Below are 17,596 nucleotides of genomic sequence, written 5' to 3' on the forward strand. Positions count from 1 at the left end.
TTGAGTGAACCGCTCGTCATCGTCGGCAACGGCATGGCTGCCGCAAAGCTGGTCGAGGAATTGTCGCAGACTGCGCTCGGCCGCTACGCGATCGCCGTCATCGGCGAGGAGCCGCGGCTCGCCTACAACCGCGTGCTGCTGTCGTCGGTGCTGGCCGGCGAGGCCGCGTCCCACGAGATCGAGCTCAAGCCGGCGGCCTGGTGGCGCGAGCGCGGGGTAACGTTGAAATACGGTGCGCGCGTCACCGCCATCGATGTCGGCCGTCGCGAACTGCGGATCGAGAACGACGAGAACGTGGCGTTCTCGCGCCTGGTCCTCGCCACCGGCTCGCTGCCGCTGCGGCTGCCGGTGCCGGGCGCCGATCTGCCGGGTGTGCACACATTCCGCGACAGCCGGGACACGGACGTGCTTCTGGCGCTGGCGGCGAAGAAGGGGCGCGTGGTGGTCGTCGGCGGCGGGCTGCTCGGGCTGGAAGCGGCCTATGGCCTGGCGCGTGCCGGCGCCAGGGTGACGCTGTTGCATCTGATGGACCGGCTGATGGAGCGGCAGCTCGATGCGCCGGCCGCCGCGTTGCTCAAGTCGCTGGTGGCGCGCAAGGGCATCGAGGTTCTGCTCAATGCCAGCACCGCGGCCATCCATGGCGATGGTCGCGTCGAAGGAGTCGAGCTGGCCGATGGGCGGCGCCTTGCCACCGACGCCGTGGTCTTCGCGGCCGGCATCCGGCCGAATGTGACACTGGCGAAGGAGGCGGGGCTCGCGGTCAACCGCGGCATCGTCGTCGACGACGCGATGCAGACCTCGGCGCCCGGCATTTTCGCGCTCGGCGAATGCGCCGAGCACCGTGGCACCTGCTATGGGCTGGTCGAACCTGCTTATGAGCAGGCGCGGGTGCTGGCGCGGCATCTCGCCGGCCGCCAGGCGGCCTATGGCGGCAGCGTCGTCTCGACCAATCTGAAGGTGTCGGGTGTGTCGGTGTTCTCGGCCGGCGACTTCATGGGCGCCGAGGGCAGCGAGGCGATCGTGCTCAACGACGCCAGGCGCGGCATCTACAAGAAGCTCGTCATCGCCGAGGGACGCCTCACCGGCGCCGTGCTGATCGGTGAGACTCAGGACGCGTTGTGGTATCGCGACCTGATCCGGAGCCGCGAACCGGTCGCAGCGATCCGGACAGCGATGATGTTCGGCCGCGCGAGGGCGCGGCCGCAGGCAGCGTGAGAAGGGGCCACGCACGACGATGACGACGCTCGATCCGAAGCTGCCGATGGTGCGCACCGCCTGTCCCTATTGTGGCGTCGGTTGCGGCGTGCTCGCCACGCCCGACGGTCGCGGCGGTGCGGCGATCTCCGGGGATCCTTCGCATCCGGCCAATCTCGGCCGGCTCTGCTCCAAGGGCTCGGCGCTCGGCGAGACGCTCGGGCTGGAGAGCCGGCTGCTGTACCCGATGATCCGCTGCAAGGGCGGAATGCAGCGGGTGGCCTGGAGCGATGCGCTCGATCACGTCGCGACCCGGCTGAAGCACATCGTCGCCCGCGACGGCGAGGATGCAGTGGCGTTCTATCTCTCCGGCCAGATGCTGACCGAGGACTACTACGTCGCCAACAAGCTGATGAAGGGCTTTCTCGGCTCGGCCAATGTCGACACCAATTCGCGGCTGTGCATGGCCTCGTCGGTCGCCGGCCACCGCCGTGCCTTCGGCGCCGACACCGTGCCCGGCACCTATGAGGATCTCGATCAGGCCGATCTGCTGGTCTTCGTCGGCAGCAACGCCGCCTGGTGCCACCCGGTGCTGTACCAGCGCATGCTGGCCAACAAGCAGGCGCGCGGCGCCAGGTTCGTGGTCATCGATCCACGTCGCACCGACACGTCGAGCGAAGCCGATCTGTTCCTGGGATTGAAGCCCGGCGCGGATGCGGCGCTGTTCGCCGGCCTGCTGGTGCATCTCGCCGACAGCGGTGCGCTCGATCACGACTACATCAACGCTCACACCGGCGGCTTCGACGAGACCCTGGCCCGCGCCCGGAGCCTCGCCGGCAGCGCCGCGGCGACCGCGCTCGCCACCGGCCTGTCCGAGGTCGACGTCGCCGCCTTCTTCAAGCTGTTCCGCGATACTCCCAAGGTCGTCACCCTCTATTCGCAGGGCGTCAACCAGTCGGCGCAGGGCACCGACAAGGTCAACGCGATCCTCAACTGCCATCTTGCGACCGCGCGCATCGGCAAGCCGGGCATGGGGCCGTTCTCGCTGACCGGCCAACCCAATGCGATGGGCGGCCGCGAGGTCGGCGGGCTCGCCAACCAGCTCGCGGCCCACATGGGCTTCACGCCGCCGGACATCGACCGCGTCCGCCGCTTCTGGAAGGCCAAGGACATCGCCACCCATGAGGGTCTCAAGGCGGTGCAGATGTTCGAGGCGATCGCGCGCGGCGAGATCAAGGCGCTGTGGGTGATCGGCACCAACCCCGCGGTGTCGCTGCCGGACGCCGATCTGGTCCGCGCCGCGCTCAAGAAGCTCGAGCTGCTCGTCGTGTCCGAGAACGTCCGCTCCAACGACACCGTCGATGCTGGCGTCCACGTGCTGCTGCCGGCGCAGGCCTGGGGCGAGAAATCGGGCACGGTCACCAACTCCGAGCGCCGCATCTCGCGCCAGCGCGCCTTCCTTGCGCCGGCCGGCGAGGCCATGCCGGACTGGTGGATCCTGAGCGAGGTCGGCAAACGGCTCGGCCACGCGGGCGCCTTCAATTACAACTCTGCGGCGGACGTGTTCCGCGAGCACGCGGCGTTGTCGGCGTTCGAGAACGACGGCACGCGCGACTTCGACATCGGCGCGCTGGCGACGCTCACCGACGACGAATACGACGCGATGGCGCCGGTGCAATGGCCGGCGCGCGCGGGCAGGCCGCCCGAGCCGCGCTTTTTCGCCGAAGGCGCCTTCTTCACCAACGATCGCAAAGCGCGCTTCGTCGCGCCGGAGGTGCCGGCGCTGCGCGGCGAGACCACCGCCGCCCGCCCGCTGCGCCTGAACACCGGTCGCATCCGCGACCAGTGGCACACGATGACGCGCACCGGCTTGAGCCCGCGGCTATCAGCGCATCTGCCGGAGCCGTTCGTCGAGGTGCACCCGGATGACGCGCTGCGCTATGGCCTGATGCATGACGGTTTCGCCAAGGTCACGACCGAGCACGGCCAGTGCATCCTCAAGGTCGTCGTCAGCGAGCGCCAGCAGCGCGGCATGCTGTTCGCGCCGATCCATTGGAGCGCCACCAACTCATCGCATGGCCGCGTCGGCGCGCTGGTCGCCTCCTACACCGATCCGTTCTCCGGCCAGCCCGAGGCCAAGGCGACCCCGGCTGCGATCAGTTCTTATGAGTACGTATTCCGCGGCTTCATCCTGTCGCGCAACGAGCTCACGCTGCCGTCCAACCTGTGGTGGGCGCGCGCGACGGTGCAGGGCGGCTTCGGCTATCTGTTCGCCGACAACGGCGATCTGTCGCGCTGGCCGGCCTGGTTCAAGGCGCGCGCCACCGACGATGTCACGGACTACATGGATGTCGGCGGCGGCGTCTATCGCGCCGCGTCGTTCGCCGACGATCGCATCGAAACCTGTTTGTTCGTCGGCCCCGGCCATGATGCTGGCGACTGGAACGTCGTGAAGACGATGTTCGCCGCCGACCGCCTCGACGACGACCAGCGTCGCACGCTGCTGTCCGGCCGCGCGCCCGACGGCGTCGGCGGCGGCCCGATCGTCTGCGCCTGCTTCGGCGTCGGCCGCGACACCATCTGCGATGCGATCACGGCAGGTGCGCGCACGCCCGCCGCCATCGGCGCGCAGCTCAAGGCCGGCACCAATTGCGGCTCGTGCATTCCGGAGATGAAGCGGCTGATCGCGCAGACGGCCACGGACGCCCCGCCCATCGCGGCGGCGAGCTAGCCGAGAACACTGTCGTTCCGGGGCGAGGCCAACGGCCTCGAACCCGGAATCTCGACATGGTGGAAATGAAACAGCGCAAGACAAGCTCGGGATTCCGGGTTCGACGCTGACGCGTCGCCCCGGAATGACGTGGGTGTGGAAGCGTGTCAGATGCCTTGAGCAGGGAGGGCACCCAATCGACGCCGTGCGCCTCATCCACTATGCTCCCGCGCATGAAGCACAAGACATTCGGAACCGGCGGCGGCGGCGTCTCCGTCATCGGGCAGGGCACCTGGTATCTCGACCACGCCGATCGCCGCCGCGCCATCGCCACCCTGCGGCGCGGCCTGGATCTCGGCATGAGCCACATCGACACCGCCGAGATGTATGGCGATGCCGAGCTCGTCGTCGCCGAGGCCATCGCCGGCCGACGCGACGAGGTGTTCCTGGTGTCGAAGGTGCTGCCGAGCAACGCCTCGCGCAAGGGCACCGTCACCGCCTGCGAGCGCTCGCTGCAGCGGCTGAAGACCGACCGGCTCGACTGCTATCTCCTGCACTGGCCGGGCTCCTATCCACTCGCGGAGACGGTGGCGGCGTTCGAGGAGCTCAAGGCGGCCGGCAAGATCGCGTCCTGGGGCGTCAGCAATTTCGACGTCGACGATCTCGACGAACTGCTGGAGGTCGCAGGTGAGGGCAAGATCGCCTGCAACCAGGTGCTCTATCATCTGCAGGAGCGCGCCATCGAGCATGCCGTCATTCCGTGGTGCGGCCAGCATGGTGTTGCCGTGGTCGCCTACTCGCCGTTCGGCCATGACGACTTTCCGGAACGCCGCGGCGCCGGCGGCGAGGTGCTGCAGCGGATCGCGGAGCAGCATGGTGCAACGCCGCGCCAGGTCGCGCTGGCCTTCCTGACGCGGGCGTCGTCGCTGTTCGCGATCCCCAAGGCGTCGCGGCCCGGGCATGCCGAGCAGAATGCGGCGGCCGGCGACATCGAGCTCACCGCGGCCGAGATCGCCGCAATCGATCGCGCCTTTCCGCGCGGGCCGAAGCCGCGTGGGCTGCCCATGCTGTAATGCAGCATCACGGAAAATTACGGATGTTTGCTACCCCGGCGCGTAGCAACGCATAAGTGCTGCCCGCTTCGATGGGTTGTCGCGGCGTCGCGATTGGCGTTTTGTCGCCACTCACCGAATCGTCCTGTCTCCAAACGTCCGAGTTCGACCGTGACCCCGCCACCGAGTGCGGCCGCCGCCGCGCGCCTCGACGATGTGCCGACATCCGTGCAGGAGAAGCCGCAGGCCACGCGCAAGCGCGCGCCCGCGCGGGCCGACCGGCCGTTCCGCGGCATCGCGCTGATCCTGCTGTCGACCGTGTTCCTCGGCACCTCGGACGTCACCGCGAAGTATCTGTCGAAGACGCTGCCCTCGATCGAGATCACCTGGATCCGCTTCGTGGTATTCGCAGCGATCATGGTGCCGGCGATGATCCCGGGCTCGCCGCTGTTCGCGATGCGCACCGAGCAGCTCAAGTTCCAGCTGCTGCGCGGCGTTGCGCTGCTCGGCTCGTCGCTGATGTTCATCACCGGTTTACGCTATCTGCCGATCGCCGAGGCCTCCGCGACCGGCTTCGTCGCGCCGCTGTTCGTCACCGCGCTGTCAATCATCTTCCTCAGCGAGAAGGTCGGCCTGCGCCGCTGGGTCGCAACCGCGGTCGGGCTGTGCGGCGTGCTGATCATCCTCCGCCCTGGCACCGGCGCGTTCCATCTTGCCGCGCTGTTCCCGATCGTCTCGGCGTTCGCCTGGGCCTGCACGCTGATCATGACGCGGATGATGAGCGGCCGCGAGCACGCCATCACCATCATGACCTATTCCTCGATTGCCGGCGTCTGCGTGCTCACGGCAATCGTGCCGTTCGTATGGACCACGCCGTCCTGGCAGGACATCGGCTTCGGCGTGCTGGTCGGCGTCGCCTCGACCATGGGGCAGTGGATCGTGGTGCTGGCATTCCGCTATGCCGACGCCTCGGTGCTGGCGCCGTTCTCCTACACCCAGCTCCTGTGGGTCAGCATCCTCGGCTTCCTGGTGTTCGGCGAGGTGCCGGACGTCTGGACCATCGTCGGCGCCGCCTTCATCGTCTCCAGCGGCCTCTACACCGCCCATCGCGAGCGCGTCCGCCGCTCGCAACTGCTCCAGGTCGCCGGCGAGAGCTCGCCGAATCCGTGAGCCATCGGTCGCACGCCCCCGGGCCATTACCGGGGAGCGACTTTTTGGGTGGATGCGTTGCGTGTCCGCTACACCTGCGATCAAACGCGTAACGCACTGATTTCAAACAAGAAACAGGAGCGCCGTCGATCTCGGCGGGCGCCGTGCGCCTGCTAGGTCTTGGATTGCATCACGGGTGCAGAGCAAGATCGGGGGATTGCGTGCGGAGGCGGGTCGAAACGGCGGTGTGTCGGACGGCGCGGGCCGTGTGGGGCGCGCTGGGGCTCATGCTCGGGCTCTGTGGGCTCGGGCTGACGACGTCGGCGCTGGCCCAGACCGACTACACCTGGGGCGGCACCGGCTCGTCCACCGCGACCTCCGACTACAATCTCTCGACCAACTGGGAGAGCCCGCCGGCCGGCGCGCCGCCGGCATCGAGCGGCCAGGAGGCGCTGTTCGGCGCCACCGGCGCATCGACCATCACGGTCACCGCGCCGATCAATCCGGATTCCTGGATCTTCCTCAGCAACGCCCAGTCCTATTCGATTGGCGGCGCCGACGTGAATTTCGGCGTCGCCGGCTCCGGCTGGGGCTTCATCAACAACGCCAATTCCGGCCAGACGATCACGATCGGCAACAATCTCGGCGAGACCGTTGCCGGCGTGCGCGCCGAGCTGCTCGGCAACAGCACCACCATCCTGCTCGGCACCAACTCCTATTCCGGCGGCACCTTCATCGGCAGCGTCGCGACGCTGCAACTCGGCGACGCCACCCACACCGCCCGCATCATCGGCGACGTTTCGAATTTCGGCATCTTCAACATCGTCAGGGCCGACACCTCCGGCATCACCTCGCTCACCAATGACGGCGGCACCACCAACTTCCTCGGCGCGAGCTCCGCCGGTGCGATGACGATCGTGAACCAGTCGATTGCCACGACCGCGTTCGGCGTCGCCGGCGGCACCGATACGGCCACGGCGGGGAACGCCGTGATCACCAACCATCAGGGTCGCACGCTGTTCAACGCCAACACCAGCGCCGGCAACGCGACGATCACGAACGATACGTTCAGCCTGCTGGCGTTCGTCAATGCCGCCACGGCCGCCAATGCGGTCATCACCAATGGCGGCAATTCGTACGTGATGTTCGGGATCGGCTTCGGCAGCGACACCCCGTCGGCCGGCAATGCCACCATCATCAACAACATGAACGGCCAGGTCCAGTTCAACGCCCATTCCACCGCGGCGAACGCGACCGTCACCACCAATGACGGCGGATCGACGCTGTTCTTCGATCACGCCAGCGCCGGCTCCGCCACGATCATCACCAATGATGGCGGCCGCACCCGCTTCCTCGACAATACGACCGGCGGCACCGCCCAGTTCGTCACCAATGGCACCGGCGTGGTCGATTTCTCCGGTAGCATGGGTGTCAATGGCGACGGCCGCATCACCGCCGGCTCGCTGGCGGGCTCCGGCAACTACTACATCGGCGCCTTCAACACGCTGGTGGTCGGCGGCAACAATCTCTCCACCGAGGTCTCCGGCGTGATCGGCGACACCGATCCTTGCGGGTGCGGCACCATCGGCCCAGGCTCGCTGACCAAGGTCGGCAGCGGCAAGCTGACATTGTCCGGCATCAACACTTACACCGGCACGACCACGGTCGATGGCGGCATCCTCGCCGTCAACGGCGCCATCGCCGGCAGCAGCGTCACCGTGAATGCCGGCGGGACGCTCGGCGGCAACGGCATCGTCGGCAGCACGCTGGTCAATGGCGGCGCGCTCGCGCCGGGCAATTCGATCGGGCTGCTCACCGTGCAGGGCAGCCTCGTGTTCACGGCGGCCGCGAGCTACATGGTCGAGGTGTCGCCGGCCAATGCCGACCGGGTCAATGTGACGGGCACCGCGACGCTCGGCGGCGCGACCGTGCAGGCGAGCTTCGCGCCCGGCAGCTATGTCAACAAGCAGTACACGATCGTCAACGCCGCCGGCGGCATCAGCGGCACCTTCAACACGCTGATCAACACCAACCTGCCGGCCAACTTCTCTTCGAGCCTGAGCTACGACGCCAACAACGTCTATCTGAACCTGACGCTCGGCACGGCCGGGACCAACACCAACCAGCAGAACGTCACGGACACCACGACCGGCTATTTCAACCGCACCGGCGGCATCCCGCTCGCTTTCGGCGCGTTGACCCCAGCCGGCCTGACACAGGCGTCCGGCGAGATCGCCACCGCCTCGCAGCAGGCGATGTTCGACTCGATGAAGATCTTCCTTGGCCTGATGACCGATCCCTTTGTCGCCGGGCGCAGCGCGAACGCATCCGGTCCGGCAGCGGCGTTCGCCGACGCAGGACAGGGCGCCGCGCCGCGCGATGCCTTCGCGCGCATGCCGGTGAAGGCCATACCGGCCCGGCGCTTCGACGAGCGCTGGAGCACCTGGGCGGCGCCGTTCGGCGGCGGCTCGTTCGCCGATGGCAACGCCGCGCTCGGCTCGAACAACGCCACGATCCGCGAGGTCGCCTTGGCCGCCGGCGCTGATTACATCGTGTCGCCGAGCTGGCTGGCCGGCTTCGCGCTGTCGGGCGGCGGCACCGCCTTCGGCGTCAATGGTGGCGGCAGCGGCCGCTCCGACCTGTTCCAGGCCGGCGCCTTCGCCCGCTATCGCAGTGGTCCGGACTATCTCTCCGCGGCGCTCGCCTATGGCTGGCACGACGTGACCACCGACCGCGCCGTGACCGTCGCCGGCGTCGACCAGCTCCGCGCCCGCTTCGATGCGTCGGCCTATTCGGCCCGCCTCGAGGCCGGCCGCCGCTATGCCACGCCGTGGGGCGGGATCACGCCCTATCTCGGCGGCCAGGCGACGGCTTACGTGCTGCCGTCCTATGCCGAGCAGGTGCTCTCCGGCGCGGGCACCTTCGCGCTGAGCTATGCCGGCAAGACCGTGACGGATGCGCGCACCGAGCTCGGCGCGCGCGTCGACCGGTCGTTTGCGCTCGCCGACGGCGTGCTGTCGCTGCGCGGCCGCGCCGCCTGGGCGCACAATTTCAACCCCGATCGCACCATGACCGCGGGCTTCGAGGCGCTGCCGGGCACGAGCTTCGTCGTCAACGGCGCCGCGCAGTCGCGCGACCTCGCGCTCACCACCGCCTCGGCCGAAATCGCCTGGCGCAACGGCTGGTCGGCGGTCGCGACCTTCGAAGGCGAATTCTCGTCCATCAGCCGCTCCTACGCCGGCAAGGGCGTGGTGCGCTACAGTTGGTGATTGCGCGACGTCGTGTGGCTTGGAGCCGGCGTGCACCGATGCTAGGGGTGCGCTGAGCAACAAGAACAACAGGGAGCACGACGCCATGATCAACCTGACGCCCGAGACCGTCCTGCCCGACGACGGCACCAGCGGCACGCTGGTTGGCCGGGTCTGGCGCCCCGACGTGGACGGACCGGCCGTGGTCGCGGTGCGCGATGACGGTGTTTATGACGTCACCTCGGCTTTCCCCACCGTCAGCGCGCTGTGCGAGCAGGATGATCCGGCGACGGCGCTGCGCGGCATGGGCGGGCAGCGCATCGGCGACCTCGCCGCCATCCTCGCCAACACCCCGCCGGATCGCCGCGATCCGGCCAAGCCGTGGCTGCTGGCACCGGTCGACCTGCAGGTCCTGAAGGCGGCCGGCGTCACCTTCGCGATCTCGATGCTGGAGCGCGTCATCGAGGAGCGGGCGCGCGGCAATCCGGCCTCGGCCGAGGCGATCCGGAAAGAGGTGGTGCGCCTGGTCGGCGACGATTTCTCCAAGCTGAAGCCCGGCTCCGACCAGGCGATGCACCTCAAGCAGGTGCTGATCGAGCAGAACGCCTGGAGCCAATATCTCGAGGTCGGCATCGGCCCCGATGCCGAGGTCTTCACCAAGGCGCCGACGCTGTCATCTGTCGGCACCGGCATGGATGCCGGGCTGCATCCGAAATCGACCTGGAACAATCCGGAGCCGGAGGTCGTGCTGGCGGTGTCGAGCCGCGGCCGGATCGTCGGCGCGATGCTCGGCAATGACGTCAACCTGCGCGACTTCGAGGGCCGCTCGGCGCTGCTGCTGTCGAAAGCCAAGGACAACAACGCCTCCTGCGCCATCGGCCCCTTGCTGCGCCTGTTCGACAAGACCTTCACGCTGGATGACGTCCGCAAGATGGACGTGGCGCTGAACGTGACCGGCAGCGACGGCTTCGTGCTCGACGGCCATTCCTCCATCAGCAAGATCAGCCGCGATCCGACCGACCTCGTCGCCCAGACCATCGGTGCCGTGCATCAATATCCCGACGGCTTCGCGCTGTTCCTCGGCACGATGTTCGCGCCCGTCAAGGATCGCGACGCACCGGGCCAGGGGTTCACCCACAAGCGCGACGACATCGTCACGATCTCGGCGCCTCAACTCGGTCGTCTCGTCAACCGCATGCGCAACAGCGACGAATGCGAGCCGTGGACGTTCGGCGTGGGTGCGCTGATGCGCAGCCTGGCGCGGCGGAAGCTGATCTGAGGCACGCAGCCTCCACACCCACGATGTCATTCCGGGGCGCGCGACAGCGCGAGCCCGGAATCCATACGCCGCAGCGCTCGTGAGGCAGACGGCCTGAGTTACGATCGCGCTCCATCACGCAGGCTGGTGGTTATGGACTCCGGGCTCGCTCGCTTCGCGAGCGCCCCGGAGTGACGGAGAGACTGGGGGGCTCCTGCGTCATCTCACACATGCCCCGAGGCCATCTGGCTGGCGGCGCGGCGCGGGCGCTCCTGCAGCGATGAGGCGTCGCCCAGCGCGCGCTCGCGCACCAGCGAGAGTGCGTGGTCGCGTTCGGCGGCCGTGCTGCGCCGTGGCTCCGACCGGCGCAGGCCCAGATCGTCGTCGATCGGATCCTTCGGCACCAGCGACAGCGCCCGCTCGAACGGATCGAGCGACGCGTCATGCCCCCTGCCGCCGTCACGGCCCGGCTCAGGCTCGGGCGGACGTCGCGCCACGAGCGTCTTGATGCGGCCGATCAGGCCGGATGGCGCTTCTGGTGGCGCGGAATCGAACGGGTCGGCATAGAACGTCGCGCCGGCCTTCTCGACCATCCCGGCGAGCGCGGTCACCATGCGCGGCGAGCCGCAGGCATAGACGACATCGGAGGCCGTCAGCGTCGGCATGTGCGGCTCGATCCGTCCGGTGCGGATCGAGGGATGATTGACCGGACCTTCCTCGACCGTCGGGATGATCGTGACGTTCGGCAGCCGCGCCAATTGCGCCAGGATCGGCGTCATGTAGAGCTGCGGCAGCTTCTTGGCGCCGGCGATGATCACCATCGGCCGGTTGCGGGACTCGCGCAGCGCCATCGCGGCGATCGCCCAGATCGGCGCGAAGCCGGTGCCGCTGCCGGCGAGGACGAGACGGCCGGTGCCGCCCGGGCGCAGGAACGCATGCCCATACGGCCCCTGGATGCGCAGCCGATGGCCGGGACGGATGCCGCTGCCGAGCGCCGTCGTGACGCGGCCGCCGCGCACGCGCTTGATGTTGAGATGGATGACGCGGCCGCCGATGCGGCCGTCGAACGACGCCGTTGGGCTGTAGGCGCGTGCCGGATAGCCGTTGAAGGTGAACTTGAAGTACTGCCCGGGCAGATAGCTGATGCTCTTCTCCGGAGCGATCATCAGCTCCATGATGTCGGGCGCGACCTCGCGCAGGCCGACCAGCCGCGCCTTGCTGGTGTCGATTTCCGGCACGTCCTCCAGCTCGACGTCGAGATCGGAGACGACGCGCGCCTGGCAGGCATAGATCATGCCCTGCGTATGCGTCTCGCCGCACACCGTCTGGCCCTTGGAGACGTGAACCATGCAGGTGCCGCAGGTGCCGGCGCGACAGTCGAACGGAATCTCGACGCCGTTGGCGAGCGCGCCATCGAGCAGCACGTCACCCGCGCGGACGCGGAACTGGCGGCCCTTGACGGTGACGGTCCTGAAGTTCGACATGGTTCACTCCTCGATCGGATACGCTGTGACGATGGTGGGATGAGACCGCGGGGATTCACGCCTTGCCGGGCGACACGCGGATGAGATTCTTGTTGGCGGTGCTCTCGAACCGGCTCGACCAGTAGTTCGACGCCATCACCGGCCGCTTCAGCCAGCTCACCTTCGGCGAACGCAGCACCAGGAACCAGAAGAAGAACGGCGTCGTGATGAGATGCGAGACCAGCGGAAACCAGTCCGGCAGCAAGGATGCCGGGCCGGGCAGGCGATACCAGTAGTAGGTGCTGATCGCGGCCGCCGCGAAGATGCGATGCATCCGGGTGCGGGCGGCGGGCCTGTAGCGCAGGATGTGCTCGCCGACCCTGAAGACGACGTAGCTGACGAGCGCGGCGCCCAGCGGCCACACATAGGCGGTGATGATCGCGGCCTGGTCGACCTGCTGCGGCGGATAGTCCGGCACTTGATACCAGCCCCAGACGAAGCCGGGGAAGCTGCCGATCAGGAAGTTGCCGAGGAACTGCTGGACTTTGGTGGGCACGCCCGCCGTCGGCGTCAGCTCGGGCGTGGAGTCGGGACACGGATTGCTGCAGGCCTCGCAGATGTTGCAGCGGGCATTCTTGAAGGTCAGGGCGGGGTTGGTGCCGTAGAGCCGCTCGACGGGGTGGATCGGACACAGCGAGGTGCACCAGCCCGAGCGCATTTCGAACACAGAGCCCATCGCGAACGCCATGACCGCGGCCGACAGCAGCATGACCGCCGTCAGCGGACCGTCGACATTGAGTCCGATTCGTCGCATCGGCACGACGATGAAAAGAAGCGTCACGCTGATCACCGCGAGCGTCGCCGCGCCCCATTCCGGCATCCGGATGTTCTGCGAGATGCCCATCTTGTTCGGCAGCAGATGGAATGTCGCCATTGGACAGATGTTGCGCCACAGGCCGGGCGAGATCGTCACCAGCGCGGGCGCGATCGGAATCAGGAGATTCCACATCAGGGCGATGCCGAGGGGAGGGAAGAACAGCAGCAGGTTCACCAGCAGCACGCCGACGACCAGCATGACCGTCTGCATCGTCAGCCAGAATCGCCGCTCGGCCCGTCCGGTGCTGCGGCTGCCGGCCTGTGCGGCCGGCTGATACCTGGCGGGAGCCACCTTCACCGCCACGTGCGCGAGCGGCCGGGCATCTCGATGTTGCGAAGCGTAGTCGTGTCGGGGCGAACGTTGAGCGCTGTTGTTCTGCATTGCTTTCCAGGACGCGAGTTGGTCTTCACGATCGCGCCGACGTCACGTTCACAGGCGCGGAGTTGTTAGTCCCGCAATCCCTGTGACTTCGTGTCGCAGCGCATGCTGTGACGCAGAATCTGACGGCGAGATGTGGCGCTTTTTGACGGCCAATATGGACGTCCCTGGGCCATGCTGCGGTCGGCCTGCGGCCGTTTGATCTGGATCAAATCGAGGAACATCAAGGATTTGATCGGGGGCTGGAGCAGTTTTTCCAGATCGTTTGATCTGGATCAATGACGGCCTCGGCTGTGACGTAGTTCGGGCGTGATCAGGGCAGTGCGCAGATGATTTCGACGCTGCCATAACGACCCGACGGGCAAATCAGATCGCGCGCTAAAATCCTGTCCAGCCGTCAGGCAAAAAATAAATCGCTTGCCGATTTCGTATAATCAGCATTACAGTCCAGCCCGTTCCGTTGCGTCGGAGGGGACGTATCGCGGTCGTCATGGACGTCGGCAGCGGAATGCGATGGGCGTGTGTCGTTGCAGCGTGATCATTCGCGCCGACGAACAATGATGCACGCACGGTCAAGTCGCGCGGTCCTGGCACCCCGATGCTGGTGTCCCCGCGGCGGCGCGCGGACAGCGCGTCGTCGCGCACGGTGGCCAAAAGCCGGCGCACCGGGGAGAACGCGAAGCAGCCGTCAAAACCATCGCGCAGGGAGGGCCGGGCGTCTTCGGCCAGACCTGTGGTACCTGCCGCCTGCATTTTTTCCGCAGGCGGGCCACGGGCGCGGCCAGCGCCCGGCCTTCCCTGCGCCCTTCACGTCATAAGGGCGATGATATCGGCATCACCCGGACGCAACGCGCCGCGGGAGTGAGAACGCATGTGACCATCCCGGTCGGTCCTGGACTCACGATTGTGGCAAATCCGATGACACAACAAAGGTCGTTATTCCGGGACGCGTCGCGCAGCGGCGCGGGCCCGGAATCCATACGCACGATCGTGGTTATGGATTCCGGGCTCGCCCTGCGGGCGCCCCGGAATGACGGCGCAGGGAGAGGGGCTCATGCGAGGTCTCTCATGGCCGAGCGCCAGAGATGGCCGAAAGTCTCGCTTGGCTCTCCGCCGTCGTCCCGGACAAGCGTGCGCAGCACGCGCAGATCCGGGACCCATAACCCCAGGGAGATGTTGTTGCGCACGATGTTGGACCAGTCGTTCTTCGCAACGTCTGCCGCGGAGTATTGGTCCCTGCGTTCGCAGGGACGACAGCTGAGGTCGTGGCGATGGCCTGCCTCACACCGGCAGCGCGATGGAGTACTTCACCTGGCTCAGCGCAAAGCTCGATTCGATCGAGGCGATGCCGTCGAGGCGGGTCAGCTTGCTCTTCAGGAACGCCTCATACGACGACAAATCAGCCGCCACCACGCGCAGCAAATAGTCGCGATTTCCCGTCATCAGATAGCATTCCAGCACCTCGGGCCAGGCCGAGATCGCCTTTTCGAAGCGCTTGAGGTCCTCCTCCTTCTGCCGCGCGAGCTTGATGGAGATGAAGACGGACACGTGCAGCCCGAGCGCCTTCTGGTCGACGGTCGCGAGATAGCGGGTGATGACGCCGCGCTCCTCCAAGAGCTTGACGCGGCGGTGGCAGGGCGAGACCGACAGCCCGACCTTGTCGGCGAGCTCCTGCATGGTGATGCGGCCGTCGGCCTGGAGATGGCCGAGGATCTTGCGGTCGATGGCGTCGAGCTCGGGCATTGGGATAAAATCGCTCAAAGTGGATTCTGAATGGGAAAATATCTCAACAATCGGCAACTGCACGCGAAAAATTGAGAATTATGGCCGGTGCGACAGGATTAAAATCGGCGAATCCAACAAGGCCCCGGGGAGCAGCGCGCCATGGCCACGCCATCCGCATCGTCAGACCGTCTCGACATCCTGAACGCGCTGACCCGCAAGGCGCTGTGGCTGTCGTCCTGGACCATCCATCACGCCAACCACATCCGGCCGAACACCGACGGCCTGAAGGTCGGCGGCCACCAGGCCTCCTCCGCCTCGCTCGCGACCATCATGTCGGCGCTGTACTTCTCGGTGCTGCGCCCGGAGGACCGCGTCGCGGTGAAGCCGCATGCGAGCCCCGTCTTCCATGCCATCCAATATCTGTTCGGCCGGCAGACGCGCGAGAAGCTGGAGAATTTCCGCGGCTTCAAGGGCGCGCAATCCTATCCGTCGCGCACCAAGGATGTCGACGATGTCGACTTCTCGACCGGCTCGGTCGGCCTCGGCGTCGCGCAGACTTTGTTCTCCTCGCTGGTGCAGGACTACGTACACGCGCATGGCTGGATGAAGGGCCGCCGCGAGGGCCGCATGATCGCGCTGGTCGGCGACGCCGAGATGGACGAGGGCAATATCTTCGAGGCCCTGGCCGAGGGCTGGAAGCACGGCCTGCGCAACACCTGGTGGATCGTTGACTACAACCGCCAGAGCCTGGACGCCGTCGTGCGCGAGGGCCTGTGGGAGAAGTTCGAAACCATGTTCCGCAATTTCGGTTGGGACGTGGTGATCGTGAAATACGGCCGGCTGATGCGAGAGGCGTTTGCCGAACCCGGCGGCGAGGCGCTGCGGCGCTGGATCGATAACTGCCCGAACGCGCTTTATGCGGCGCTGTGCTTCCAGGGTGGGGCTGCCTTCCGCAAGCACATCCAGGACGAGATCGGCGATCAGGGCGACGTGACCCGGCTGCTCGACAAGCGCACCGACGACGAGTTGCTGGCGCTGATGAGCAATCTCGGCGGCCACGACATGGCCAGCATGCTTGATGCCTTCGAGTCCATCGACCACGACCGCCCGGTGTGCTTCATCGCCTATACCATCAAGGGCGTCGGCCTGCCGTTCCAGGGCCACAAGGACAATCACGCCGGCCTGATGACCGTCGCCCAGATGGAGAAGTGGCGCGCGCAGCAGAACATTCGCCCGGGCCATGAGTGGGACAAGTTCGAGGGACTGACGCAGGATGCTTCGACGCTGGAGTCGTTCCTCGCGTCGGTGCCGTTCAATCGCGATGGCCGCCGGCTCGATGATGCGGTGTTCGACGTGCCGGAGCGGCTGACCTTCACCGCGGCGGCGCAGATGTCGACGCAGCAGGGCTTTGGCCTGATCCTCAACGATCTCGCCCGCAGCGACACCGCGCTGGCCTCGCGCATCGTGACCTCGTCGCCCGACGTCACCGTCTCGACCAATCTTGGCGCCTGGGTCAACCGCCGTGGCCTGTTCGCCCGCGCGGAGAAGGCGGATTTGTTCCGCAGCGAGAAGATCCCGTCGACCTTCAATTGGGCGGCCTCGCCGAAGGGCCAGCATATCGAGCTGGGGATCGCCGAGATGAACCTGTTCATCATGGCCTCGGCGCTTGGCCTGTCGCACGCCATCAACGGCGCGCGGCTGCTGCCGGTGGTCACCTTGTACGATCCCTTCATCGAGCGCGGCCTCGATGCGCTGAACTACGCCTGCTATCAGGATGCGCGTTTCATGGTGGCGGCCACGCCGTCGGGCGTGACCTTGGCGCCGGAGGGCGGCGCGCATCAGTCGATCGCGACACCGTTGATCGGCATGGCGCAGGACGGGCTGTCGTCGTTCGAGCCGGCCTTCGTCGACGAGCTCGCCGCGATCATGAAATGGGGCTTTGCCCACATGCAGCGCGAGGCAGGCGAGGGCGGCTCGCTCTATCTGCGGCTGTCGACGCGCACCATCGATCAGCCGCAGCGGATCATGACGCCGGAGCTGGAATCCGACATCGCCGCCGGCGCCTATTGGCTGCGCAAGCCGGGACCGAATGCCGAGGTGATCGTCGCCTATACCGGCGCGGTCGCGCCGGAGGCGATCGAGGCCACCGGCCTGATCGGCGAGTCCCGCCGCGACGTCGGCCTGCTCGCGATCACCTCGGCGGACCGGCTGCATGCCGGATGGACGGCGGCGCGCAGCCTGCGGCGGCATCGGCGCGGTGTGCAACATCTCAGCCACATCGAACAACTGCTGGCGCCGCTGCCGCGCGATTGCGGCATCGTCACCGTGATCGACGGCCATCCGGCGACGCTCGGCTGGCTCGGCTCGGTGCGCGGCCATCGCGTCGAGGCGCTGGGGGTTGAGAAATTCGGCCAGACCGGGACGATCGACGACCTCTATCGCCACAATGGGATGGACGCCAACGCGATCATCGATGCGGCCGAGAGCCTCACTGGCGCGCCGGTCCGGCATCGCAAGATGGCAGTGTGAGGGCGGGCCAAGA

General features: G+C 67.2%; 11 protein-coding genes. 7 read left to right on the forward strand and 4 right to left on the reverse strand.

What is annotated here, in order from left to right; translation table 11 throughout:
- The 6 genes from QW887_RS11425 to QW887_RS11450 all read left to right on the forward strand — a co-directional run bounded on the left by QW887_RS11425 (window position 1) and on the right by QW887_RS11450 (window position 10,632).
- A complete protein-coding gene (locus tag QW887_RS11425; RefSeq protein WP_409999223.1) occupies window positions 1-1,215 on the forward strand; it encodes an NAD(P)/FAD-dependent oxidoreductase in 1,215 nt (404 codons plus the stop codon).
- A gap of 19 nt (window positions 1,216-1,234) precedes the next feature.
- Window positions 1,235-3,925, forward strand: a complete 2,691-nt coding sequence (locus QW887_RS11430; RefSeq protein ID WP_315826408.1) for a molybdopterin-dependent oxidoreductase — start codon at window positions 1,235-1,237, stop codon at window positions 3,923-3,925.
- 212 nt (window positions 3,926-4,137) lie between these two features.
- Window positions 4,138-4,977 (forward strand): aldo/keto reductase, encoded by an 840-nt coding sequence (locus QW887_RS11435; RefSeq protein ID WP_315826407.1) that lies wholly within the window; start codon window positions 4,138-4,140, stop codon window positions 4,975-4,977.
- Between the two features lie 195 nt (window positions 4,978-5,172).
- Entirely contained in the window at window positions 5,173-6,126 is a 954-nt protein-coding gene (locus tag QW887_RS11440; RefSeq protein ID WP_315715821.1) for a DMT family transporter, read from the forward strand.
- A gap of 266 nt (window positions 6,127-6,392) precedes the next feature.
- The gene (locus QW887_RS11445; protein ID WP_315826406.1) at window positions 6,393-9,374 is read left to right on the forward strand and encodes an autotransporter domain-containing protein; all 2,982 of its coding nucleotides are present in this window, start codon (window positions 6,393-6,395) and stop codon (window positions 9,372-9,374) included.
- An 85-nt stretch (window positions 9,375-9,459) separates the two neighbouring features.
- Window positions 9,460-10,632 (forward strand): fumarylacetoacetate hydrolase family protein, encoded by a 1,173-nt coding sequence (locus tag QW887_RS11450; protein ID WP_315715735.1) that lies wholly within the window; start codon window positions 9,460-9,462, stop codon window positions 10,630-10,632.
- Window positions 10,633-10,835: 203 nt separating this feature from the next.
- Here the strand turns inward: QW887_RS11450 and QW887_RS11455 are convergent, their stop codons facing one another.
- From QW887_RS11455 to QW887_RS11470, 4 genes are all read right to left on the reverse strand, one after another.
- Window positions 10,836-12,095, reverse strand: coding sequence for a 2Fe-2S iron-sulfur cluster-binding protein (locus tag QW887_RS11455; RefSeq protein ID WP_315715736.1), 1,260 nt, complete (start codon window positions 12,093-12,095; stop codon window positions 10,836-10,838).
- A 55-nt stretch (window positions 12,096-12,150) separates the two neighbouring features.
- Window positions 12,151-13,254 carry a ferredoxin gene (locus tag QW887_RS11460; protein WP_315715737.1) on the reverse strand — a complete coding sequence of 368 codons (1,104 nt, stop codon included), beginning with the start codon at window positions 13,252-13,254 and terminating at the stop codon, window positions 12,151-12,153.
- Window positions 13,255-13,707: 453 nt separating this feature from the next.
- Window positions 13,708-14,082, reverse strand: a complete 375-nt coding sequence (locus QW887_RS11465) for a hypothetical protein (protein ID WP_315715738.1) — start codon at window positions 14,080-14,082, stop codon at window positions 13,708-13,710.
- Window positions 14,083-14,610: 528 nt separating this feature from the next.
- On the reverse strand, window positions 14,611-15,072 hold the full coding sequence (locus tag QW887_RS11470; protein ID WP_315715739.1) for an Lrp/AsnC family transcriptional regulator: 462 nt from the start codon (window positions 15,070-15,072) through the stop codon (window positions 14,611-14,613).
- A 141-nt stretch (window positions 15,073-15,213) separates the two neighbouring features.
- Here QW887_RS11470 and QW887_RS11475 point away from each other — a divergent pair, with 141 nt between their 5' ends.
- Window positions 15,214-17,583 carry a transketolase gene (locus QW887_RS11475; protein WP_315715740.1) on the forward strand — a complete coding sequence of 790 codons (2,370 nt, stop codon included), beginning with the start codon at window positions 15,214-15,216 and terminating at the stop codon, window positions 17,581-17,583.
- Window positions 17,584-17,596: the final 13 nt, after the last annotated feature.

Origin of the sequence: Bradyrhizobium sp. SZCCHNRI3052 (genome assembly GCF_032484895.1) — a bacterium.
Lineage (GTDB): Bacteria > Pseudomonadota > Alphaproteobacteria > Rhizobiales > Xanthobacteraceae > Bradyrhizobium.

What these genes read in the sequence shown, in the direction of transcription:
- QW887_RS11455 (WP_315715736.1), bottom strand. Translation starts at nt 12,095, where the DNA reads ATGTCGAACTTCAGGACCGTCACCGTCAAGGGCCGCCAGTTCCGCGTC.
- QW887_RS11445 (WP_315826406.1), top strand. Translation starts at nt 6,393, where the DNA reads ATGCTCGGGCTCTGTGGGCTCGGGCTGACGACGTCGGCGCTGGCCCAG.
- QW887_RS11430 (WP_315826408.1), top strand. Translation starts at nt 1,235, where the DNA reads ATGACGACGCTCGATCCGAAGCTGCCGATGGTGCGCACCGCCTGTCCC.
- QW887_RS11465 (WP_315715738.1), bottom strand. Translation starts at nt 14,082, where the DNA reads ATGCAGGCGGCAGGTACCACAGGTCTGGCCGAAGACGCCCGGCCCTCC.
- QW887_RS11470 (WP_315715739.1), bottom strand. Translation starts at nt 15,072, where the DNA reads ATGCCCGAGCTCGACGCCATCGACCGCAAGATCCTCGGCCATCTCCAG.
- QW887_RS11450 (WP_315715735.1), top strand. Translation starts at nt 9,460, where the DNA reads ATGATCAACCTGACGCCCGAGACCGTCCTGCCCGACGACGGCACCAGC.
- QW887_RS11475 (WP_315715740.1), top strand. Translation starts at nt 15,214, where the DNA reads ATGGCCACGCCATCCGCATCGTCAGACCGTCTCGACATCCTGAACGCG.
- QW887_RS11435 (WP_315826407.1), top strand. Translation starts at nt 4,138, where the DNA reads ATGAAGCACAAGACATTCGGAACCGGCGGCGGCGGCGTCTCCGTCATC.